This is a genomic window from Sphaerisporangium sp. NPDC051011, assembly GCF_040653595.1.
GTDB lineage: Bacteria > Actinomycetota > Actinomycetes > Streptosporangiales > Streptosporangiaceae > Sphaerisporangium.
The window spans coordinates 69,380-91,337 of sequence record NZ_JBFAGG010000007.1 but is presented as its reverse complement, the minus strand read 5'-3'; the positions used below and the strand labels follow the sequence as shown (position 1 = coordinate 91,337).

At 72.1% G+C, this 21,958-nt stretch carries 19 protein-coding genes and 1 pseudogene; 7 read left to right on the top strand and 13 right to left on the bottom strand.

Translation table 11 applies throughout. The features are described 5' to 3' along the window. Window positions 1-8: 8 nt before the first annotated feature. The 8 genes and pseudogenes from truB to rimP all read right to left on the bottom strand — a co-directional run. Complete coding sequence (truB, locus tag AB0H21_RS17815; RefSeq protein ID WP_358517445.1) at window positions 9-938, bottom strand: tRNA pseudouridine(55) synthase TruB; 930 nt, start codon at window positions 936-938, stop codon at window positions 9-11. 39 nt (window positions 939-977) lie between these two features. Further along, window positions 978-2,006 carry a bifunctional oligoribonuclease/PAP phosphatase NrnA gene (locus AB0H21_RS17810; RefSeq protein ID WP_358517443.1) on the bottom strand — a complete coding sequence of 343 codons (1,029 nt, stop codon included), beginning with the start codon at window positions 2,004-2,006 and terminating at the stop codon, window positions 978-980. Beyond that, entirely contained in the window at window positions 2,003-2,500 is a 498-nt protein-coding gene (gene rbfA, locus AB0H21_RS17805; RefSeq protein WP_358518030.1) for a 30S ribosome-binding factor RbfA, read from the bottom strand. Before rbfA ends, AB0H21_RS17810 begins: the two co-directional genes overlap by 4 nt. 67 nt (window positions 2,501-2,567) lie before the next feature. Further along, on the bottom strand, window positions 2,568-2,867 hold the full coding sequence (locus AB0H21_RS17800) for a DUF503 domain-containing protein (protein ID WP_358517441.1): 300 nt from the start codon (window positions 2,865-2,867) through the stop codon (window positions 2,568-2,570). Window positions 2,868-2,969: 102 nt separating this feature from the next. Beyond that, entirely contained in the window at window positions 2,970-6,218 is a 3,249-nt protein-coding gene (gene infB, locus AB0H21_RS17795; protein WP_358517440.1) for a translation initiation factor IF-2, read from the bottom strand. A gap of 151 nt (window positions 6,219-6,369) precedes the next feature. Then, window positions 6,370-6,663, bottom strand: a complete 294-nt coding sequence (locus AB0H21_RS17790; RefSeq protein WP_358518028.1) for a YlxR family protein — start codon at window positions 6,661-6,663, stop codon at window positions 6,370-6,372. Beyond that, a complete protein-coding gene (gene nusA / locus AB0H21_RS17785) occupies window positions 6,647-7,684 on the bottom strand; it encodes a transcription termination factor NusA (RefSeq protein ID WP_358518025.1) in 1,038 nt (345 codons plus the stop codon). Before nusA ends, AB0H21_RS17790 begins: the two co-directional genes overlap by 17 nt. A 113-nt stretch (window positions 7,685-7,797) precedes the next feature. Further along, window positions 7,798-8,301, bottom strand: a pseudogene (gene rimP, locus AB0H21_RS17780) (ribosome maturation factor RimP); the annotation flags it as partial. A 182-nt stretch (window positions 8,302-8,483) separates the two neighbouring features. Here rimP and AB0H21_RS17775 point away from each other — a divergent pair. Beyond that, window positions 8,484-9,008, top strand: coding sequence for a hypothetical protein (locus tag AB0H21_RS17775; protein ID WP_358517438.1), 525 nt, complete (start codon window positions 8,484-8,486; stop codon window positions 9,006-9,008). Beyond that, window positions 9,005-9,520 (top strand): ferritin-like domain-containing protein, encoded by a 516-nt coding sequence (locus AB0H21_RS17770; protein WP_358517436.1) that lies wholly within the window; start codon window positions 9,005-9,007, stop codon window positions 9,518-9,520. Before AB0H21_RS17775 ends, AB0H21_RS17770 begins: the two co-directional genes overlap by 4 nt. Window positions 9,521-9,557: 37 nt before the next feature. On the opposite strand, the gene AB0H21_RS17765 is transcribed toward AB0H21_RS17770, so the two are convergent. Continuing rightward, on the bottom strand, window positions 9,558-11,306 hold the full coding sequence (locus AB0H21_RS17765; RefSeq protein ID WP_358517435.1) for a proline--tRNA ligase: 1,749 nt from the start codon (window positions 11,304-11,306) through the stop codon (window positions 9,558-9,560). 324 nt (window positions 11,307-11,630) lie between these two features. On the opposite strand from AB0H21_RS17765, the gene AB0H21_RS17760 reads away from it, so the two are divergent. After that, window positions 11,631-12,971: an FAD-dependent oxidoreductase gene (locus AB0H21_RS17760; protein ID WP_358517434.1), complete on the top strand. Its 1,341-nt coding sequence runs from the start codon at window positions 11,631-11,633 to the stop codon at window positions 12,969-12,971. Between the two features lie 52 nt (window positions 12,972-13,023). Here the strand turns inward: AB0H21_RS17760 and AB0H21_RS17755 are convergent, their stop codons facing one another. The 4 genes from AB0H21_RS17755 to AB0H21_RS17740 form a co-directional block, all read right to left on the bottom strand. Then, the gene (locus AB0H21_RS17755; RefSeq protein WP_358517432.1) at window positions 13,024-14,208 is read right to left on the bottom strand and encodes an aldolase; all 1,185 of its coding nucleotides are present in this window, start codon (window positions 14,206-14,208) and stop codon (window positions 13,024-13,026) included. A gap of 1 nt (window position 14,209) precedes the next feature. After that, complete coding sequence (locus AB0H21_RS17750; protein ID WP_358517430.1) at window positions 14,210-14,890, bottom strand: copper homeostasis protein CutC; 681 nt, start codon at window positions 14,888-14,890, stop codon at window positions 14,210-14,212. A gap of 132 nt (window positions 14,891-15,022) precedes the next feature. Next, a complete protein-coding gene (locus AB0H21_RS17745) occupies window positions 15,023-15,673 on the bottom strand; it encodes a GNAT family N-acetyltransferase (protein ID WP_358517428.1) in 651 nt (216 codons plus the stop codon). A gap of 243 nt (window positions 15,674-15,916) precedes the next feature. Then, entirely contained in the window at window positions 15,917-16,666 is a 750-nt protein-coding gene (locus AB0H21_RS17740; protein WP_358517426.1) for a GntR family transcriptional regulator, read from the bottom strand. Between the two features lie 149 nt (window positions 16,667-16,815). On the opposite strand from AB0H21_RS17740, the gene AB0H21_RS17735 reads away from it, so the two are divergent. From AB0H21_RS17735 to AB0H21_RS17720, 4 genes are all read left to right on the top strand, one after another. Further along, complete coding sequence (locus AB0H21_RS17735; RefSeq protein ID WP_358517424.1) at window positions 16,816-17,160, top strand: hypothetical protein; 345 nt, start codon at window positions 16,816-16,818, stop codon at window positions 17,158-17,160. 635 nt (window positions 17,161-17,795) lie between these two features. Continuing rightward, window positions 17,796-18,437: a flavin reductase family protein gene (locus tag AB0H21_RS17730; RefSeq protein WP_358517422.1), complete on the top strand. Its 642-nt coding sequence runs from the start codon at window positions 17,796-17,798 to the stop codon at window positions 18,435-18,437. A 33-nt stretch (window positions 18,438-18,470) separates the two neighbouring features. Beyond that, the gene (locus AB0H21_RS17725; protein WP_358517420.1) at window positions 18,471-19,229 is read left to right on the top strand and encodes an SDR family oxidoreductase; all 759 of its coding nucleotides are present in this window, start codon (window positions 18,471-18,473) and stop codon (window positions 19,227-19,229) included. Window positions 19,230-19,358: 129 nt separating this feature from the next. Beyond that, window positions 19,359-21,884: a M14 family zinc carboxypeptidase gene (locus AB0H21_RS17720; RefSeq protein ID WP_358517418.1), complete on the top strand. Its 2,526-nt coding sequence runs from the start codon at window positions 19,359-19,361 to the stop codon at window positions 21,882-21,884. Window positions 21,885-21,958: the final 74 nt, after the last annotated feature.

Genomic DNA, 21,958 nt, shown 5'->3' with positions numbered 1-21,958 from the left:
ATACAGGCTCAGGGGACGAAGACGGCGAGCGGTTTGACCGTCCTGCCGTGTTCCTCCACCAGGGCGAGCAGGGTGCCGTCCGGAGCGAAGACGCCGATGGGCCCGCCGCCGAGGCCGGCCGAGGGCAGGCGCCCGCCGTGGCCGATCATGCGGGCCTGCTCCTCAGAGACGTCCATGCGGGGGAAGGCCGCCGCCACCGCCTCGGCCATCGGCAGGATCGCGCAGTCCTGGGCGAGCTGGTCGATGGTCCTGGCCACCGACAGGTCGTACGGGCCCACGCGCGTGCGGCGCAGGGCGGTCAGGTGGCCGCCGACGCCCAGCGCCTCCCCCAGGTCGCGGGCCAGCGAGCGGATGTAGGTGCCGCTGGAGCAGCTCACCGAGGCGTCGACCTCGACGGCGTCCCCGTCACGCCGCACGGCGGTCACCTCGAACGCGTGGACGGTCACAGGCCGGGCCGCGAGCGCGACCTCCTCGCCCGCCCTGGCCCGCTTGTAGGCGCGCTCGCCGTTCACCTTGATCGCGCTGACCTGCGGCGGAACCTGGAGGATCGGCCCGGTGAGCGCGGCAACGCCCGCGCGGATCGCCTCGTCGGTCACCCCCGCTGCCGAGGTCTCGGCGAGCACCTCGCCCTCGGCGTCGTCGGTGTTGGTCGTGGCCCCGAGGCGGATCGTCGCGTCGTACCCCTTCTCGGTCAGCGCGAGGTGACCGAGAAGGCGGGTGGCCTTCTCGACGCCGACCACGAGCACGCCGGTGGCCATCGGGTCCAGGGTGCCCGCGTGCCCGACCCTGCGCGTGCCGGCCAGGCGCCGCATCTTGCCGACGACGTCGTGGGACGTCCAGCCGGCGGGCTTGTCCACGATGATCAGGCCGCTGGGCGGCACGGGACGCCTGGCCCGCGCCGTGCCCTCGCCCGCTCCGGTGCCGCCCGTCGTGCTCATGCCAGACCCGTCCTTGTCGATGAATTCGCGGCGCGCGCCTCAGACCGAGGGGCGCAGAAGGCTGCGGAATCTCGCGACCGTCTCCTCCGGGGAGTCGTGCGAGGTGAAACCGGCCGCCCGGACGTGGCCGCCGCCGCCCATGGCCGTGCAGGCCCGGCCGACGTCGACCCCGCCCTTGGAGCGCGTGGACACCTGCCAGGCGCCGTCGTCGTCCTCCTTGAGCACGACCGCGACATCCGGCTCGTCGGTGCGGCGGATCACGTCGATGATGCCCTCGCACTCCTCGTACGGAAGGCAGTAGGCGGCGCGGTCGGCGCGCGGGACGTACGTCCACACCATGCCGAGCCCGCCCGCGGCGGCCGGGTCGAGGGTCACCCGGCCGAGGGCCGCGGCGAGCACCTTGAGGTAGGCGAACGGGGAACGGTCCCACAGCTCGCGCGCGATCTCGTCGGTGCGCAGGCCGGCCGCCACCAGGCGGGCCGCCATGTGGTGGGCGGCGGGCGTGGTGCAGGAATGCCGGAACGACCCGGTGTCGGTGACCAGCCCCGTGTACAGGCAGGTGGCGATGTCGCGGTCCACCGGGTACCCGAGCCGGCCGAGCAGCTCCTCCACGAGCATGGACGTCGAGGCCGCTGCGGAGTCGACGAGCGGGACGCTGCCGAAACCCGTGTTGGACGGGTGGTGGTCGATCACGATCAGCTCGTGGGCCTTGCCGGCGTTGGGGGCGAGCAGACCGAGACGGTCGAGGGTGGGGACGTCGAAGCTGATCATCACGTCGGGCTCGGCCGGGTAGTCGCCGGGCTCGACCAGCAGGTCCTGGCCGGGGAGGTACCGCAGCAGCCGCGGCACCGAGAACCGCCGCTCGCCGAACGACGCCACCACCCGCTTGCCGGCGGCGCGCAGGGCCAGCCCCATGCCCAGCATGGAGCCGAGCGCGTCCCCGTCCGGGGAGACGTGGCAGACCAGCGCGATCTCGCGGGCCTCCCGGACGAGCTCGGCGGCCCGCCGCCAGTCGCCCTCGCGGACGACGTGCGCGAGCGGGGTGTGGGATGAGGTGCCGGTGGTCACAGTGCGGTACGCCTCGCCCCGTCGGTGGTCGGCTCGGCCATGCCGCCGAGGTCGTCGCCGGCCTCGTCGTCCTCCTCGTCGGGCCTGCGGTAGGGGTCCGCCTCGCCCGCGTGGACCGCGCCCTCGGCCTTCTTGGCGATCTCCTCGTCCCGGGCGCGGGCCTCGGCGAGCAGTTCGTCCAGGTGCCGCGCGTTGTCGGGAAGCGGGTCGTGGCTGAAGGTCAGCGTCGGGGTGTGCCGGACGCCGGTCTGGCGGCCGACCTCCGAGCGGATGATGCCCTTGGCGCTTTCCAGGGCGGCCGCGGTGTCCGCCCGCTCGGCCTCCGACCCGAACACGGTGTAGTACACGGTCGCGTCACGGAGATCGGGGGTGATGCGGGTGTCGGTCACGGTGACGAAGCCGAGGCGGGGATCCTTGATCCGCCGCTCCAGCATCTCGGCCACGACCTGCTGAATGCGGTCCGCAAGTTTACGGGCGCGTGCTGCGTCCACGATCGCGCTCCCCCTCTTTGCTCGCTTTTCTCGCTTAACGGCCCGCGGGAAGCATGACTTCCCGCGGGCCCTAATCTTCGTCTTCGTTGAAGAGCCGTTGTCTCGCGGACAGGACCTCGATCTCCGGATGGAACGCGACCAGCCGCTCGCACGCCTCCAGCACCTCGCCGCAGTTGGCGGCGGTGGCGGAGACGACGGCGACGCCGATCTCGCTGCGGCGGTGCAGGTCGAGATGGCCGGTCTCGGCGACCGCGACCGCGGGGAACCGACGGCGCACCTCGGCGATGAGCGGGCGCACCACGGAGCGCTTCTGCTTCAGCGAATGGACGTCGCCGAGCAGGATGTCCAAAGTCAGAGCACCTATGTACATGGCCGGCGCCGCTTGTCACGGGGTTGAGGGCACGGCAGGGGCGACCGCGGGGCCCACGAGGGGAACCCCGCGGACGCCCGCCGCCGCGCTACCTCCACACCGTCAGACGCGCGGCTTCTCCCGCATCTCGAACGTCTCGATGACGTCGTCGATCTTGATGTCGTTGTACCCGAGGCCGATACCGCACTCGAAGCCCTCGCGGACCTCGGTCGCGTCGTCCTTGAACCTGCGCAGGGACGACACCGTGAGGTTGTCGGCCACGACGACACCGTCGCGGATGATCCGGGCCTTGCTGTTGCGGGTGATCGTGCCCGAGCGGACCAGACAGCCCGCCACGTTGCCGATCTTCGGAACCTTGAAGACCTCGCGGACCTCGGCCGTGCCGGTCTGCGTCTCCTCGAACTCCGGCTTCAGCATGCCCTTCAGGGCCGCCTCGATCTCCTCGATCGCCTGGTAGATGACCGAGTAGTAGCGGATGTCGACGCCCTCGCGCTCGGCCAGGTCGCGCGCCCGCACCTCGGGGCGCACGTTGAAGCCGATGATGACGGCGTTGTCGTCCGCGATCGCCAGGTTGACGTCGTACTCGGTGATGGCGCCGACCGCGCGGTGGAGCACCCGCAGCCGGACCTCGTCGCCGACGTCGATCTTGAGCAGCGCGTCCTCGAGGGCTTCCACGGAACCGGAGACGTCACCCTTGATGATGAGCTTGAGCTCGTCGGTGTTGCCCTTCTCCATGTCCTGGAACAGCTCTTCGAGCGTGCGGCGGCGGCTGGACTTCGCCATGTCGGCGATGCGCTGCCGGGCCACGCGCTGCTGGGCGATCTGCCGAGCCATGCGGTCGTCGTTGACGACGATGAAGTTGTCACCGGCGCCGGGGACGGCCGTGAGGCCGAGCACCTGGACCGGACGCGACGGGTCGGCCTCGGTGACCGGCTGCAGGTTGTCATCCAGCAGCGCCCGGACGCGGCCGAATGCCTCGCCACAGACGATCGAGTCGCCGACGCGCAGCGTGCCGCGCTGGACCAGCACCGTGGCGACCGGGCCGCGGCCCTTGTCCAGGTGGGCCTCGATGGCGATGCCCTGGGCGTCCATCTTCGGGTTCGCCCGAAGGTCGAGCTCGGCGTCCGCTGTGAGGAGGATCGCCTCCAGCAGGTCGTCGATGCCGAGACCCTCCTTGGCGGAGATGTCCACGAACATCGTCGAGCCGCCGTACTCTTCGGCCACCAGACCGTACTCGGTGAGCTGGGCCCGCACCTTCGTCGGGTCCGCGCCCTCCTTGTCGATCTTGTTCACCGCGACCACGATCGGCACCTCGGCCGCGTGGGCGTGGTTGAGCGCCTCGATGGTCTGCGGCTTCACGCCGTCGTCGGCGGCGACCACCAGCACGGCGATGTCCGTCGCCTGGGCACCGCGGGCACGCATGGCGGTGAACGCCTCGTGACCCGGGGTGTCGATGAAGGTGATCTTCCGCTCGTTGCCCTCGTGCTCGGTCGCCACCTGGTAGGCGCCGATGTGCTGGGTGATGCCGCCGGCCTCGCGGGCCACCACGTTGGTGTTGCGGATCGCGTCCAGCAGCTTCGTCTTACCGTGGTCGACGTGACCCATGACGGTCACGACCGGCGGGCGCGGCGCGAGGTCGGACTCGTCGCCCTCGTCCTCGCCGAACTCGATGTCGAAGGACTCGAGAAGCTCGCGGTCCTCCTCCTCCGGGCTGACGACCTGGATGACGTAGTTGAGCTCGGCGCCCAGCAGCTGCAGGGTCTCCTCGTTCACCGACTGGGTGGCGGTCACCATCTCGCCGAGGTGCAGCATGATCTGCACCAGCGACGCCGGGTTCGCGCCGATCTTGTCGGCGAAGTCGGACAGGGAGGCTCCGCGCGGAAGGCGCAGCGTCTGGCCGGTGCCGCGGGGAACCTGCACGCCGCCGATCGACGGCGCCTGCATGTTGTCGAACTCTTGACGCCTCTGGCGCTTGGACTTGCGACCACGCGTGGGACGCCCGCCGGGACGACCGAAGGCGCCCGCGGTGCCACCACCACGGCCGCGACCGCCGCCACCGCCGGGACGACCGGCGAAACCACCGCCGCCACCGGTGCCGGCACCGGCTCCGGCGCCGCCGGGACGACCGCCCGCACCCGTGCGCGGACCGGCGAAGCCGCCGCCACCGGGACGAGGACCGCCACCGCCGCCGCCGGGACGACCGCCGCCACCGCCGGGACGGCCACCGCCGCCACCGGGACGACCGCCGCCGCCGCCACCGCCACCGCCGCCACCACCGGGGCCGAGCGGACGGGAAGGCATCATCATCGGGTTCGGACGCGGGCCACCGGGACGGGGACCACCCGCACCGGGAGCGCCGCCGGGCCGCGGGCCGGGCACCGGGCCCGGACGCGGGCCACCCGCACCGGGCGGGCCGGGACGGGCGCCGGGCGGACGCGGCATCGCGCCGTCGCGGGGACCGCCGTCACGACGCGGCTCGCGAGGACCGTCACGGCCGTCGCGGCGCGGCTCGCGGGGGCCGCCCTCACGGGGACCACCGTCGCGGCCGGGAGGGCCACCGCCCTCACGGCCCGGACGCGGCGGGCGCTGGCCCATGCCGCTCGCGGTGGACGAGAAGGGGTTGTTGCCCGGGCGCGGGCCGCGCGGGCCCGGCTTCGGGCCGCCCGGACGCGGCGCGCCGGACGACGGGGCTCCGGACCTGGGACCCGCCGGGGCGCCACCGGGGGCGCCTCCGCCGGGAGCCGAGGAGCCCGCCTGACGCGGCCCGGGGCCGGGACGCGGGCCGGGCTTCGGACCGGGGCCGGGACGGGCGCCCGGGGCCGCCGGGCGGGGCGTCTCGGAACGCGGCGCGTCGGAGCGTGCCGCCTCGGTGCGCGGCGCCTCGAACCGCGGAGCCTCGGAACGCGGGACCTCGGGGCGCGGCGCGGCCGGGCGGGGAGCCTCGGGACGCGGCGCCGGGCGAGGGGCCTCCTGCGCCGGCTGCTGGTTGACCGGCTGGTTGACATGGGGCATCGGAACGGGCGGACGCGGCGCGATGTTGCCGGGGCCGGGGCGCGGCCCGGGACCGGGACGCGGGCCGGGGCGCGGAGCCGCCTGGCCGGGTGTCGCACCGTTGCCGGCCGGGCTCGGGCCCGGACGGGGGGACGCCTTCGGCGCCCTGGACGACCTGTCGCCGCCCCTGGAATCGGAGGAGCCCCTGTTGAACGCCTCCGTAAGCTTGCGGACCACCGGCGCCTCTATCGTTGAAGACGCCGATCGTACAAACTCGCCCATTTCTTGGAGCTTGGCCATCACGACCTTGCTCTCGACTCCGAACTCCTTGGCGAGTTCGTAGACTCGGACCTTCGCCACTGCACTCCCTAACTCGGCCCGGGAGGCTGTGCCGCCGGACCGTCGCTACCTAGACGTACTCATCGCCGCATGCTCATCAGGCGCTCATCGCTATCTGACCCGCCCATCGACTCGGCGTCCTACATGACAGTTGGTAACCATTCACCCGGTCCTATTCGGCGTCAAGCCCCGCGAGACAAGCCCGCACGCACGCCGCGTCGAGCGGCCCCGTCGTGCGAAACGCACGCGGGAACGCCCGGCGACGTTCGGCGAGCTCCAGGCAGCGCAGAGCCGGATGCACATACGCACCGCGGCCATGCGACCGGCCTCGCTGGTCGGGAACGATCTCGTTCTCGACCACCACCAGGCGGAGCAGCTCGGACTTTACCGTGCGAACCCGGCAGCCCACACATGTTCTGAGAGGGGCCGCCCGGCCACCGTATTCAAGCTTACCTTGTGGAGGCATCGGCGGGACCGACGGCATTCCCCGTATTCCCCGTATCTCCGGATTCCCGGACGTCCCCGGCCGCCGCGGCCTGGGTGTCGGGACGGATGTCGATGCGCCACCCGGTGAGGCGAGCGGCGAGGCGGGCGTTCTGCCCCTCCTTGCCGATCGCGAGCGAGAGCTGGTAGTCGGGCACCGTGACCCGCGCCACGCGCCCGTCCAGGTCGATCACCTCGACATGGGAAACCCGCGCGGGCGACAGGGCATTCCCGACGAACTCGGCCGGATCCTCCGACCAGTCGATGATGTCGATCTTCTCGCCGTGCAGTTCGGTCATCACGTTACGGACCCGCGACCCCATCGGGCCGATGCAGGCGCCCTTGGCGTTGACGCCTCCCCGGCGCGAGCGGACCGCGATCTTGGTGCGGTGGCCGGCCTCCCGGGCGATGGCCGCGATCTCGACGGTGCCGTCGGCGATCTCGGGGACCTCCAGGGCGAACAGCTTCTTCACCAGGTTCGGGTGGGTGCGCGACAGCGTGACCGAGGGACCCTTGTGCCCCTTCTTCACCTGCACGACGTAGCAGCGCAGCCGCTCGCCGTGGACGTACTCCTCACCGGGGACCTGCTCGTTGTGCGGCAGGATCGCCTCGATCTTGCCGAGGTCGACCAGCACCACGCGGGGGTCCTTGCCCTGCTGGATGACGCCCGCCACCAGCTCGCCCTCGCGGCTCGCGAACTCGCCGAAGTTGATCTCGTCCTCGGCGTTCCTGAGCTGCTGCAGGATGACCTGCTTGGCGGTGGTCGCGGCGATGCGGCTGAAGTTGCCCGGGGTGTCGTCGTACTCCCGGATCACCTGGCCGTCCTCGTCCAGCTCGGAGGCCCAGATGCTCACGTGGCCGGACTGGCGGTCCAGCTCGGCACGCGCCTTGCCCGCCGCGCCCTCGGTGCGGTGGTAGGCGATGAGCAGCGCGTCCTCGATCGCCTTGACGACCAGGTCGAAGGAGATGTCCTTCTCCCGCTCAAGGCTGCGCAGGACGCTCATGTCAATGTCCACAAGGCTCCCCCTTAGCCCTTGGCGCCGTCGTCGCCGGCGTCGTGTTCTTCGTCTTCGTCTTCGTCGTCCGTGTCGTCCACGTCGTCGGTCTCGTCGGCGTCGTCATCCATGTCGTCCGCGTCGTCTTCCAGGCCGTCCAAGCCGTCCGGCCGGTTGAACTCGACCTGGACCCGCCCCTTGGCGAGCTCCTCCCAGGCGAACAGGCGCGCCGCGCCGTCCACCGAGAGCTTGACCCCGGCGTCCTCGGCCGACAGGACGCGGCCCTCGACCGTGGTGCCGTCGCGCAGGTCGGCCTTCACCAGCCTGCCCTTGGCCCTGCGCCAGTGGCGCGGCTCGGTCAGCGGGCGGTCGACCCCGGGCGAGCTGACCTCCAGGACGTACGGGCCGCCGCCCATCGCGTCGCTTTCGTCGAGCGCCTTGGAGACGAGCTTGCTGACGTCGGCGACCTTGTCGAGGCTCACGCCGCCGTCGCCGTCGACGATGATGCGCAGGAGCCGCCGCTTGCCGACGGGCGTCACCGTGACGCCCTCCAGATCGAGGCCCTCGACGGCGACGACGGGCTCGAGAAGCTTGATCAGGCGGTCGCGTCGAGCATCGGCGCCCATGCTGACCTCCCATTGATTATCGGCCATCCGGGCACGGCGGCCAAAGGTGTACCTCGCCCCAACGGTTCACCAGCCTATCGACACCAGGACGCGGAAAGAGCGCCACTCGGTCACCCACCGGGTGATGCGCCGTACGATGCTATGTGCCAAGCCAGCAAAAGCCGTCATCCACGGGAGGTGCCGTGCGTCAGCGTGCCGTGTCCCGGCGCGCGGTGCTGCGCGGCACCGCCGCGGGGGCGGTCGCCGCGGCCGTCGCCGGCTGTTCCACCGGGCAGAACGGGCAAGGGGGCACCGCCCCTTCCGGCCCCGCCACGCCCGACCCCGAGACCATCCTGGTGACCAAGGTCATCGCCGACAAGGAGCGCATCGTCGCCCTCTACCGGCAGGCCGCCGCGCCCGGGTCCAAGGCCGCGGCCGGGCTGCTGCCCTTCCAGCGGCGCCACGAGGCCCACATCGCCGAGCTGCGCCGCCGCCTGCCGAGGTCGCCGATGCCCGCGACTCCCACGCCGTCGGGGCCCACGCCGTCACCCACGGGGTCCGCCTCGCCGGGCAAGATCTCGATCGGCAGGCTGCGCGAGGCCGAACGCAAGGCCGCGGCCACCCGCCCGCGCCAGATCGGCGACGTCTCCCCCGCGCTGGCGCAGCTTCTGGCCTGCATCGGCGCCTGCGAGGCCGCGCACGCCGCCGCCCTGGCGAGGGTGTCGTGACCGGCGCGCCGCAGCCGCCGGGCACTCTCAACGCCCTGAACGCCCTCAACAAGGTGCTGGACGCCGAGCACGCCGCCGTGTACGCGTACGGCTTCGTGGGCGCGCGCACGAGCGGCCGGCAGCGGTCCTCGGCGACGGACGGCTACAACGCCCACCGCGCCCGGCGCGACCAGCTCCGCGGGCTGATCGCGGCCAGGGGCGGCACGCCGTCGGAGTCCGGCGCGGCCTACGACCTGCCGTTCCCGGTGAACGCCGCCGCCGACGCCGCGCGCCTGGCGGCCCTGGTGGAGGACCGCGTCACCGCCGCCTACCTGGAGCTGGCCGCGGTCGAGGACGCCTCGCTGCGCCGGCTGGCGGCCCTGGCGATGCAGGAGTCGGCGGTCCGGGGGTACGGCTGGCGTCCCGCCATCGCGGACCTGCCCGGCTGGACCGCTCCGGTGGGCGCCACACCGCCCCCGCAGCCGATCACTCCGCCGCCGGTTTCCCTTGGCCAGCCGGACTTGTCGCGATAATTCCACGTTCGCCAAACGCGTTCCGGACGGAGAAGGCTCAGGCCTCCGGCGCCGCGGCGGCCAGCACCCGCGCGACGGCCTCGGACAGAGGAATCTCCTCCTTGACCCCGCTCGCGCGGTCGCGCAGCTCGGCGACCCCCTGCGCGAGCCCGCGGCCGATGATCAGGATGGTGGGGACGCCCAGCAGCTCGGCGTCCTTGAACTTCACCCCCGGCGAGACCGCGGCGCGGTCGTCCACGAGCACGCGCAGCCCCTTGGCCTCGAGCTCCTCGGCGAGCCTCACCGCGACCTCGACCTGGTTCTCCTTGCCGGTGCCGACGATGTGGACGTCGGCGGGCGCGACCTCGCGCGGCCAGACCAGGCCCAGCTCGTCGTGCTTCTGCTCGGCGAGGACGGCCACGGCGCGCGAGACGCCCACGCCGTAGGAGCCCATGGTGACGCGGATCGGCTTCCCGTCGGGGCCGAGCGCGTCGAGGGACGCGGCGTCGGCGTACTTGCGGCCGAGCTGGAAGATGTGGCCGATCTCGATGCCGCGGTCGATGGACAGCGGGTGGGCGCAGCGGGGGCAGTCGTCGCCCATGCGGACCTCGGCCGCCTCGATCGTGCCGTCGGCCTCGAAGTCGCGCCCGGCCACGACGTGCGCCGCGTGCCTGCCGGGCTCGTTGGCGCCGGTGACCCAGGAGGTGCCCGCCACGACGCGCGGGTCCACCAGGTAGCGGATGCCGAGCTCCTTGAGGATCTGCGGGCCGATGTAGCCGCGCACGAGGCCGGGGTGGCGCTCGAAGTCGGCGGCCTCGAAGATCTCGGGGATGCCCGGGGAGAGCGAGGCCTCCAGGCGCTTGAAGTCGACCTCGCGGTCGCCGGGCAGGCCGACGATCAGCGTCTCGGTCTCGTCGGAGCCGGGCGTGCGCACCTTGACCACGATGTTCTTCAGCGTGTCGGCGGCGGTGACGCCGAGGCCGTACCGCTCGTTGACGAAGGAGACCAGCGACTCGATGGTCGGGGTGTCCGGCGTGTCGAGCACCTCCAGGGCGGGGTGCCCGGTGGTGACGGCCTTGGGCGCGGGGGTGACGACGGCCTCGGCGTTGGCGGCGAACCCGCAGTTGTGGCAGGCCACGAAGGTGTCCTCGCCGGTGGGGGTGGACGCGAGGAACTCCTCGGACGCCGAGCCGCCCATGGCGCCGGAGACCGCGAAGACGATCTTGTAGCTGATGCCGAGCCGGTCGAACAGCTTGATGTACGCCTCGCGGTGCAGCTCATAGGAGCGCTTGAGCCCGTCGTCGTCGAGGTCGAAGGAGTAGGAGTCCTTCATGAGGAACTCGCGGCCGCGCAGGATACCGGCCCGGGGGCGCGCCTCGTCGCGGTACTTCGTCTGGACTTGATAAAGGATGACCGGATAGTCCTTGTAGGAGGAGTACTCCCCCTTGACCATGTCGGTGAACAGCTCCTCGTGGGTGGGACCCAGGAGGTAGTCGGCGCCCTTGCGGTCCTTCAGCCGGAACAGCGTGTCACCGTACTCGACCCAGCGGCCGCTGGCCTCGTAGTACTCGCGGGGCAGCAGCGCGGGGAACAGCACCTCCTGGCCGCCGATCGCGTTCATCTCCTCGCGCACCACGCGCGCGACGTTCTCCAGGACGATCTTGCCGAGGGGCAGCCAGGAGTAGATGCCCGGGGCGACGCGGCGGACGTAGCCGGCGCGGACGAGCAGTTTGTGGCTCGGCACCTCCGCGTCCGCCGGATCCTCACGCAGGGTGCGAAGGAACAGGGTGGACATACGCAGCAGCACGGCTACTCCTCGGTCGCGGGTTGACAGGTATACAGGCTATCGAGTCCGGCGTCCGTCCTCGCCCCGATAACGACCCCACACGGTTCCGCACGCCGTCGTTCCCGCGCCACAAGATCTCGGCGCGCCACGCCCCACGCGCCCCCCGCCCTCCATAGGCTGGGCATGTGAGCACGCGGCTCCCTCCCGCGGACGCTCCGTGCCTCGGAGGTGACCGGGCCGCGTCATCTCGATGACCTCCGGCGCGCGAGTCTGGCCGGGACGATCGTGTTCCGCGAGAATCGCTCCAAGACGACGCGGGGTGTGATGCCCCGCTTAGGAGGCCACATGTCGCTGCGCGTGGCGATCGTGGGATCGGGTCCGGCCGGCATCTACACGGCCGAGGCGCTGACGAAGCAGGCGGGCGAGCCCGTCGAGATCGACGTGCTGGACCGCCTCCCGACCCCGTACGGCCTGGTGAGATACGGCGTCGCCCCCGACCACACCTCGATCAAGTCGATCGCCGGCTACCTGCGGCGGGTGCTGGAGCTGCCCGCGGTGCGGTTCCTCGGCGGGATCGAACTCGGCTCGGACGTCACCGTCGAGGAGCTGACCGCGAGCTACGACGCGGTGGTCTACTGCACCGGCGCCATGGTGGACCGTCACCTGGGCATCCCCGGCGAGGACCTTCCGGGCAGCGTGGCCGCGACCGACTTCGTGAACTGGTACTGCGGCCACCCGGACGTGCCGCCGGACACCTTCTCCCTGGACTCGCTCAGCACCCCCGAGGTCGCGGTGATCGGCGTCGGCAACGTCGCCGTGGACGTCGTGCGCGTCCTCGCCAAGGCCGCCGAGGAGCTGCGCCCGACCGACGTGCCCGAGGAGGTCCTCGGGCGGCTGGCCAAGAGCCAGGTCACGGGCATCCACATGATCGGCAGGCGCGGCCCCGAGCACGCCAAGTTCACGCTCAAGGAGCTGCGCGAGCTCGGTGAGCTGGCCAACTGCGACGTCCGGGTCCGCCCCGAGGAGGCCCGCACGGGCGACCTGGAAGGGCTGCCGCGGCAGGTCCGGGGCAACGTCGAGGTGCTGCGCTCGTGGTCGGCGCGCGCGTCCGAGGGACGTCCGCGCCGCCTGGAGGTGCGGTTCTGGCTGCGCCCGGTCGAGATCCTCGGCACGACCCGGGTGGAGGCGCTGCGGCTGGAGCGCACCCGCCTGGTGGACGGGCGGGTCACCGGCACCGGCGAGTACGAGACGATCCCGGTGGGCATGGTGCTGCGCTCGGTGGGCTACCAGAGCGTCCCGCTGCCGGGCGTGCCGTTCGACACCGCGACCATGACCGTGCCGAACGTCGCCGGGCGGGTCGGCGAGGGGCAGTACGTCGCCGGGTGGCTCAAGCGCGGCCCGACGGGCGTCATCGGCACCAACAAGTCCGACGCCGCCGAGACCGTCCGCACGCTGCTGGCCGACCTCGCCGCGCGCCCCGGCCGCCCCGGCCCGGCCGTACGGCTGGACGATCTGCTGGCCGCGCGCGGGATCTCGCCGATCACCTACGACGACTGGCTGGCCATTGAGGGCGCCGAGGCGGCGCTGGCCGCGTCGCTCGGGCGCGGCGAGCACGTCAAGCTGGTCGGGCGGCCCGCCATGTTCGCGGCCTGCGGGCGCACTCCCCCGGCCGTGCCCATCGTGTGAAGCGCCCGCGCCGTGCCCGGTCCGTGGGCCCCGGTCGTGGCCCGGTCGTCGCTCAGTCGTCGCCGAGGGCGAGGCGGGCGCGGCGCAGCGCGGCGGCCAGCGTCTTGATCGTCGCGGGCTCGTCCATCACGCCGCCGCCCGCGTCCCGCCGCGCCTCCCACGCGCTCACGCGTTCCGCGTAGGCGTCGCGGTGGGCGAGGTGGAAGGCGTACACGGTCGCGTACCGGCTGACCAGGTGTGAGGGGTGCATGTCCCAGCCCTGGTAGAAGCCGTGGCGCAGCGAGTGGCGCACCATCCCGGCGTGCGCGCGCCACAGCGCGTGGACGTCGCGGGTGTCGTCGGAGGCGGGCGAGGCGGCGAGCGAGCCGTCCGACAGCTCGACCCCGGTGCCCGCGAGCGCGACCCGCATGACCTCGCGCGCGTGGTCGCACACCGGATGGTCGAGACGCTGTTCCTCCGGCGGGAGGCCGCAGGCGGCCGTGTAGTCGAACACGCCGAAGTGCGCCGCCGCCAGGCGCCCGCCCAGCGAGGGGACGAGATCGGGCGAGCGGGCCAGGAACTGGACGGTCTGCGGCGCCTCGACCTGCATCTCGAACCGCAGCGTCCCCGCCGCGAGCCCCAGGCCGCCCTCCAGGGAGGCGAGGACTGCGGCGAACTGCCCCAGATACGCCTCCATAAGGACTTTAGGGAAGGTGACCGTGAAACCGGGCGGAAGCTGCCCGGCCCGGTCCGTCACGCCCGTCAGGAAGCCGTCCAGCGTGCGCACGGCCCGCGCGGGGTCACCGTCCGCGAACGACTTGACCCGCAGGCCCCAGCGGCGCGGCAGCGTCCCCTCGGCGCTCATGGCGGCGACGGCCTCCGCGGCGGCGTCCGCGTGGGCGTCCTCCTCGCCGGGACGGACGCCGTACCCGTCCTCGAAGTCGACGCGCAGGTCCTCGACGGGCTCGGCCGCCAGCTTGCGCGCCACGCGGCGGCGCACGTCGGCTGCGAGGGCGCCGGGCGGCACGCCGAAGACGTCGGTGAGCGCGGCGTCGCCGGGGAGGTGGGACTCCAGCAGGCCGAGGGCCGTCTCTCCCCAGGCCCGGACGGTGTCGCGGCCGAAGCGGTGGGCGGGCACGTACACCGTGTGCACGGGCTGCCAGGACGCCGGCGGGCCGGGGTAGCGCCCTTCCTGCTCGGCGAAGGCCAGAGCGAACCCGGGGACGACGCGCGGCTGGTCGCCCAGGGTCAGGCGCACGTCAGATCGTGTCCACGAGGTGCCGCCAGCGCCGCACCCGCTCGGCGTCCACGGGGTGCGACCAGGACTCGCGCACGGCGACGCCCACGTGGAAGGCGCGGACGCCGTAGTCCAGCAGCGGGGGCACCACGTGGGCTTGGAGCCCGCCTCCGGCGAGGATGATCGGGGCGTCGCCCGCCTCGGCCCGCGAGCGCAGCACGGGCAGCCCGGCGGCGATGCCCGAGGGCGCGCCGGAGGTCAGCACGGTGGCGAGGTTCGGCAGCAGGCGTACGGCCCGCCAGCTCGCCTGCACGTCGGCGGCGTTGTCCACCGCGCGGTGGAACGTCCAGGGCAGAGGGGCCACCGCGTGGATGAGGGCCTCGGTCGCGGCGAGGTCGACCGCTCCCTCCTGGTCGAGGAAGCCGAAGACGAACCCGGCCGCCCCCGCCTCCGTGAGGGCGCGCACGTCCCGTTCCAGACCTTCCAGCTCCTCGGGACCGACGGTGTAGCCCGCGTTGCACCGGAGCATCACCATCTGGGGCAGCGCGGACTCCTTGGCGATCGCCGCGACGGTCTCGGGGGCCGGCGTGAGCCCGCCCACCGAGATGTCGGCCACGATCTCCAAGCGGTCCGCGCCGCCCTCCTCTGCGGCCACGGCGTCGCGCACGTCCATCGCGATCACCTCAAGCAGCGATCCGGTCATGGGTCCAGAGGTTATCGGACCCTCATGTCCGGAGTTAGACCGCTACCACCCACAGGCCCTCACCTGTCCGGGATTGGACGGTCAAAGAGGATCTTTCCCAGGTAGGCGAGGGTGTTTGGATCTGACCGGATCTCATCGGACGCGCACGTGCGACGGAACCCGCCGGCGGGCGCGCGGCACGGCGTGCGCGGTCGGGTCGGCGGCCCGCTGGAACAACGCGCCGGAGGCCCGGTGGGGCAGGTCCACCGTCCGGACATGACGGAACCCGATCTTGCTGTAGTAGCCCTGCAGGGCGGGGTTGTCCTTGGAGCAGTCCAGCCGCAGCCACCGTCGGCCGCCGGCCGCCACGCGCAGCGCCGCCCAGTCGAGCAGCGTCTCTCCGAACCCCCGTCCCGAGAAGGCCCGCCTGACCGCGAGCTTGTGGACGTACAGGGCCGTCTCCGGGTGGTCGGAGCGCCGCCAGAACTCGGGGTCGGCGTGGTCGTCCAGCGCCATGGTGGCCGCGGGCCCGTCCTCGCCGTCCTCGCCGTCCTCGCCGGCAGCGGCGTCCGCGCCTTCCAGCACGTACAACGTGCCCGCGGCGATCAGCGGCTCGATCCGCGCGGCGGGGAACCCGCCGGCCGGCCACTGCCGGATGCCGCGGCCGTTCAGCCAGCCCGCCGTCTCCGCCAGGAGCGCGAGGACGCCGGGAAGGTCGTCGAGGGTGGCCGTACGGAGGGTCAGGGAGCCCAGGGAGCCGAGAGAGCTGAGGGACTCGGCACGGTCGAAGGTGTCGCGGAACATGATCGATCCTTTCGTCGCCGTGGGTGACGCCTCGGGCACGGAGGGTGTCCGATGAAGGGCGTGCGGCTTTCTCAGTGAAGAGCGGCGCGAACGGCCTTCGCCGCAGAGCCGGCGAGCCGGGCGGGCGAATCGTGCCCGATGGGCCCGGCGCGCGCGGCCGGCGCGTCAGCCGGAATGCGGCCCCTGCCCGCCCCCACGGCGGGCCCGCGCGGCCGCGTCACCACATGGGCGGCGCGCGCGAGGTCAGCTCAGTTCGAGCTCGTACCTGATCAGATGCTTGTCGGCGGGCAGGACCGACACGGCGACCCGGACCGGGGTGTCCTCACGGTCGTATCCGACCCGGACATAGACGACGACGGGGGTACCCGGTTCGAGTTGCAGGCGCGATGATTCCTCGGGAGTCGGCATACGCGCGGAAATGTCGTCCACAACGCGGACCTGCCGGTGGCCCAGCTCTTCCAGGACGCGGTTGGCGCCGCGGGTGATGTCCGCGGGCCGCGCGATCTCCGAGTCCTGGACGAGCGCGTGCGGGAAGTACGAATCGTTGGTGTTGTACGGCTGGTCGTCGACGTACCGCAGGCGGCGGCGCACCACCGCGAAGGCGTGCTCCTCCAGTTCGAGACGGGCGGCGATCTCCTCGGGCGGCCGGACGATGGAGACCTGGATCTCCTGTCCGGGCTTGCGGCCCTCCTTGGTGACGGCCTCGGCGAACGCCTCCCGGCGCAGCACTCCGGGCGAGGCGCCCAGCTCGTCCTGCGGGCGCATGAGCAGCGCGCGGCGGTCGCGGACGAAGCTGCCGCGGCGGCGCATCCGCGTGATGAGACCCTCGTTCTCGAGTTCGGCCAGCGCGAGGCGTACCGTGTTTCGGCTGACCTCATGGCTGTCCATGAGGTCCATCTCCGTCGGCAGCTGGGCGCCCGGCCCGAGCTCACCGGAATAGATGGCCCTGCGCAGCTCGCCGGCCACCTGCTGATACAGCGTCGACCGTGCCAAATCTCACCTACGGTTCCGTCCTTTTGTACCTACGAATCTAGACGATCTCGATCTGACAGCAAACAACCCCTTGACCCAAGCGTCTCCACCCCGCATTATCCAAACGTTGGTACAAATCCATCAAAGGGCCGGCGAGGGGGTGAGGGCCTGTGCTGGCAGTCCGGGCGGGCACGCCGTATCTGCCCTGGCATGATCCGCGCGAGGCGACGCGTCTACTGCGCTACGCGCTGCATCGGGAGGGGTTCACGCACACCTACCAGAGCAGCGGCAACGGGATGTCGGTGCTCTCGGTCACGACCGGGCTGACCGTCTGGTGCAGGAAGGGCTCGTTCGTCTGGAACGAGGACGGCCTCACCGTCACGCATCCGGCGGCCGATCCGGTCGGCGCGGCCCAGCTCGTGAAGCGCCATCTGCGAAGGCCCGCCGACGAACGCGCCCAGGCCGAAGGGCCGCGCGAACTCGGCGAGGAGCCTCCCACAGACTCCGTGCGATGAACGGCGGCCAGGACCCCAACCCTCGCCGGGGTCCTGGAAGTCGCGCCGGGGCGAACGTGTCCTGGCGGGTCCCCCACGCCCGCCAGGACACGTTTTCGTTTTTCCGGGGATCAGGGTCCTGGGTCCCTCGTCTCCGGCTCGACGCGTCCGCCGCCGGCATCACGGTGGTCCGGCACCGCGGTGACCGTCAACCCGCGGGTGGGGGAATCGGTCCTTCAGGTTAGGAAATTTCCGGACACTTCCGAATGGCGCATGCCGAGGCGCCCGCGGGGTGCTTCGGCCGCGTGCCACCGGCCCGCCGGCCGGGCGTCGGACGGGGCGTAGGGGGTGGTTACGGGGGTCTGAGTGGGCTGTTCTCGGATAATGCGGTATATCCGACACCGCCCCCTGCCGTGCCGGCGCCGACCCCATCCCCCCAGGGTCTGTCTCGGACGCGACCTCGCTCCCAACGGCGCTGATCACGCCACCTCCGGGACCATTCAAGCAAGCAAGTGCTTGGCCAAATCGAGGCGGCGTCACCGGCGTGATCGGCGGGCGCGGCGGGCCCCACTCCGTCATCCCGCCCTTGACCTGAACCACCGTTGAGGTTGCATGCTGGTCGCGGAGACAGAGCCAATTCGGAGGCGAGTACGACGATGAGCACCCCAGCGGCACGGCTGGCCACGCCGCATGGGGCGGTCACCGCCCACGGGCATCCCGGTGCCGTACGCGAGGACCCGCCCTCCCTACTGGCTCCCGTTCCCCCTGGCAGGCGCGCGGGCGCCACAGCGGGCAACACAGCGGGTGACAGGGCGGCAGCCGCCGACTCCCGCCACTTCAGGAACGTTCTCGGCCGCTTCGCCACCGGCGTCGTCGCGATCACGGCCATCGACCCGGCCACCGGCGAGCCCTGCGGCATCGCCGCCAACTCCTTCACCTCGGTGTCCCTCGACCCGCCGCTGGTCGCGTTCTGCGTCGCCCACACCAGCACCACCTGGCCGAGACTGCGGTCGGCCGGCCGCATGTGCGTGAACGTCCTGGCCGAGCACCACGAGGACGTCAGCAGGCAGCTCGCGGCGAGGGGCCCGGACAAGTTCGCGGGCCTCGCCTGGACCTTCTCCCCCGGCGGGCACCCTCTCATCGACGAGACCCTCGCGTGGATCGACTGCTCGATCGAGGCCGAGCACGTCGCCGGGGACCACATCATCGTCGTCGCCCGCGTCCACGACCTGGGCGCGCACGCCGACCGGGGGCCGCTGGTGTTCTTCCGCGGCTCATACAACCGGCTCGACGGATGACGCGGATCCAGCCGTAAGGCATCATCGGGTTATATGACACTGTTCTCGGTGGAAGGCAAGACGGTCGTCGTCACCGGCGGCTCCCGCGGCATCGGCAAGATGATCGCCGCGGGCTTCGTGTCCGCGGGCGCGAGCGTCTACATCTCCTCGCGCAAGGCGGCCGAGGTCGAGAAGACCGCCGCCGAGCTCGGCTGCGTCGCCGTGCCGGCCGACCTGTCGACGGCCGAGGGCGTCGAGACCCTGGTGGGGACGGTCGCCGGGCGCGAGGACCGGCTGGACGTGCTGGTGAACAACGCGGGCGCCACCTGGGGCGCGCCGCTGGAGGAGTACCCCGGGCACGCGTTCGACAAGCTCTGGGACATCAACGTCAAGGGCGTCTTCTTCCTGACCACGCGGTTCCTGCCGCTGCTGCGCGCGTCGGCCTCCGCCGACGACCCGGCGCGGGTGATCAACATCGGGTCGGTGGACGGGCTGCGGGTGCCGGTCGTCGAGAACTACGCGTACTCGGCCGCCAAGGCGGGCGTCCACATGCTCACCCGCCACCTGGCGATCAAGCTCGCCCCGGAGTTCATCACGGTGAACGCCATCGCGCCCGGCCCGTTCGAGTCCAAGATGATGGCCTACGCGCTGGACGACCCCGCCGCGCGCGCCGTGATCGAGTCGCACGTCCCGCTCGGGCGCATCGGGCGCCCGGACGACATGGCCGGGGCGGCGATCTACCTGGCGTCGCGCGCCGGGGCGTACCTCACCGGCGCGATCATCCCCGTCGACGGCGGGATCACCGCGGCCTGACCCGCCGACGGGCACGCCAAAATCCACGATCCACTCGAAACAGCTAGATCACGGACATAGCCCACAAAAGTAACGTAGACCTAAAAATCGTCTCTTGTCATGGACAAATGGTCATGAAACGGTTGCTGAATGATCAACCGTTTCACGGTGGTCGCGTCGGCCCTCGCGGCGGCCGCGATCGTTCTCCCCGCCGGAGCCGCCCAGGCGACTCCCACCCACACCCCGCCGTCCGGCACGTGCGACCCGACCGGAACCACGCCCGTATATCGCAACAAGGTCCCCACCCCCAAGAGCGTGCTCGGCTTCGACCTCGGGCAGCAGGAGGTCACCTCCGCGCAGTCCGACACCCTCCTGGACACCATCGACAAGGCCACCGACCGCGTCGTGACCGGCACCCTCGCGACCACGGCCGAGGGCCGCCCGGTGCGGTACGCCATCGTCGGCGACCCCGCGAACGTCTCCAAGGCCGGGCTCGCCGCCATCGAGCTGTCGATCAAGGCGCTGCGCAACCCGCTGACGCCCTCCGGCCTCGCCAGGCAGCTCGCCAAGCGCACCCCGGCGATCCTGTGGGTCACCGGCAACGTGCACGGCGGCGAGGAGAGCGGCACCGACGCCTCCCTGAAGACGCTGTACGACCTGTCCGACCGCGACGACTGCGCCGCGCGCAAGATCCTCGACAACGCCATCGTGGTCGTCGTGCCGACCCAGAACCCGGACGGGCGCGAGGCGGACACCCGGCGCAACGCGTACGGGTTCGACATGAACCGCGACTGGTTCGCCCGCACGCAGCCGGAGACGGACGGCAAGCTGGAGCTCCTGCGCAAGTACCCGCCGCAGCTCTACATCGACGCGCACGAGCAGGGCGGCACCAAGTACTTCTTCCCGCCGAACGCGGACCCGATCTTCCACGACATCGCCGAGCCGGCCTACGACTGGATCAGCAACCTGTACGGCCAGTCGATGATCGACGAGTTCACCAAGCGCGGCATCCCGTTCACCAACCGCGACGTGTACGACATGTTCTACATGGGGTACGGCGACACGGTGCCGACCACCGGGTTCAACGCGGCCGGGATGACCTTCGAGAAGGGCGGCAGCTCGCCCATCGACGTCCGCACCTTCGAGCAGGCGCTCACCCAGTGGGTGTCGCTGTCGGCCGCCGCCTCCCACAAGGAGAGCATCCTCACCACCTGGCACGGCATGTACATCGATGCGCTCAAGCAGGGCATCGCCGGGCAACTGGAGCCCAACCAGGTGTACAACCCGGGCCACGAGGTCATCACCCAGGTGCCCGAGCGCCCCGTCCGCCACTACTTCCTGCGCGCCGACGACCCGGCCAAGAAGGCGGCGGTCGAGTCGATCGTGCGGCGCCTCCAGCGCATGGACGTCCAGGTGTTCACGCTGGCCACCCCGCTCACCGTCCCGGACTACAAGGAGTACGGACGGGCCCCGGACCGCGCCACGCTGCCCAAGGGCACGTACTGGATCCCCATGGCGCAGGGACAGAAGCACTGGGTCCAGGCCATGCTCGGCGAGGACAGCTACACGCCGTTCCCCTACTTCTACGACGTGACCGCGTGGAGCCTGCCGCTGCTCGCCAACGTGTCCGGCGGGTCCTCCGGCAGCCGGCTGTTCCCGCTCGGCCTGCCGGCCAAGCAGATCCCGGCCGTGGTCTCGCCGCCCGCGCCCGCCAAGAAGCCGGTGGTCGCCGTGCTCGAACCGTCGCGCACCTCGACCAGCACCGTCGAATCCCTCGGGTGGTTGCGCCAGCGTCTCGACCGCGAGTGGAAGCTGCCGTACACCAAGCTCACCCCGGCGGACGTGGCGGCCGGCAAGCTGTCCGGCGTGCAGGTGCTGCTCGTCCCGAACGGCCCGGCCGCCTCGGCGTCCGCCGCGCTCGGCCAGGCCGGGCGTGACGCGCTCAAGGCGTGGGTGAGCGGCGGGGGCCGGTACGTCGGCTGGGCCGGCGGCGCCCAGCTCGCGGCCCTGGCCGGGGTCAGCACGGCGACGTTCACCGCGCCGGCCTCCGACGTCCCCGGCTCCCTGTTCCGTGTCAACGTGGCCTCCGGGCCACTGGCCGCCGGGGTCGGCCGCACGGCGTGGTCCTTCTACTCCTACGATCCGCTGATGCGGGCCTCCGACCCGGCGCAGGTCGTCGCCTCCTACCCGGCCGCGACCTCCCCCGACTGGTTCGTCTCCGGCTTCCAGGTCGGCGCCGAGGAACTGGGCGGGACCGCGGCGGTGCTGGACGAGCCCGTCGGCGCGGGGCACGCGGTGCTGTTCGCCGCCGACCCCAACTTCCGCGCCTTCACCGACGGCACCGCGCGGCTGGTGGTCAACGCCATCGCCGCCGACCTGCCCTCGGCCGCGGCGGCCCGGACCCTCGCCGCCGCCCCGAAGGCCGCGGCCGTCGTCCCGGCCGACCACGAGGCGGCGATCCGCGTCACCGTCGCCGCCGCCGACCGCGCCAAGGTCGCCGCGGCCCTGACCGGCTTCGGCGCCACGTGGATCGAGCAGGCGGGCCCCTCCGGCTCCGTCCGCTTCGTCGTCGACAACCCCGAGGGCCTCGCCGCCGACGAACACCCCTGGGCCGCGCAGCTCCCCGCGACCCTCCGCACCGCCGGCGTGACCCCCGTGGCGGTGGTGCTGCCCTGACCTGACCCTGATTTCCCGGTACGGCTCGCGTCCCTTTCCGGGAGGCGCGGGCCGTATCCATGTGAGCCGGTCGC

Excerpts from the sequence above, each read along its gene's own strand:
- AB0H21_RS17800 (WP_358517441.1), bottom strand. The coding sequence starts at position 2,867 with ATGTACATAGGTGCTCTGACTTTGGACATCCTGCTCGGCGACGTCCAT.
- AB0H21_RS17760 (WP_358517434.1), top strand. The coding sequence starts at position 11,631 with ATGTCGCTGCGCGTGGCGATCGTGGGATCGGGTCCGGCCGGCATCTAC.
- truB (WP_358517445.1), bottom strand. The coding sequence starts at position 938 with ATGAGCACGACGGGCGGCACCGGAGCGGGCGAGGGCACGGCGCGGGCC.
- AB0H21_RS17745 (WP_358517428.1), bottom strand. The coding sequence starts at position 15,673 with ATGTTCCGCGACACCTTCGACCGTGCCGAGTCCCTCAGCTCTCTCGGC.
- AB0H21_RS17730 (WP_358517422.1), top strand. The coding sequence starts at position 17,796 with ATGAGCACCCCAGCGGCACGGCTGGCCACGCCGCATGGGGCGGTCACC.
- AB0H21_RS17720 (WP_358517418.1), top strand. The coding sequence starts at position 19,359 with ATGATCAACCGTTTCACGGTGGTCGCGTCGGCCCTCGCGGCGGCCGCG.
- nusA (WP_358518025.1), bottom strand. The coding sequence starts at position 7,684 with ATGAGCGTCCTGCGCAGCCTTGAGCGGGAGAAGGACATCTCCTTCGAC.
- AB0H21_RS17790 (WP_358518028.1), bottom strand. The coding sequence starts at position 6,663 with ATGCCTCCACAAGGTAAGCTTGAATACGGTGGCCGGGCGGCCCCTCTC.
- AB0H21_RS17725 (WP_358517420.1), top strand. The coding sequence starts at position 18,471 with ATGACACTGTTCTCGGTGGAAGGCAAGACGGTCGTCGTCACCGGCGGC.
- AB0H21_RS17750 (WP_358517430.1), bottom strand. The coding sequence starts at position 14,890 with ATGACCGGATCGCTGCTTGAGGTGATCGCGATGGACGTGCGCGACGCC.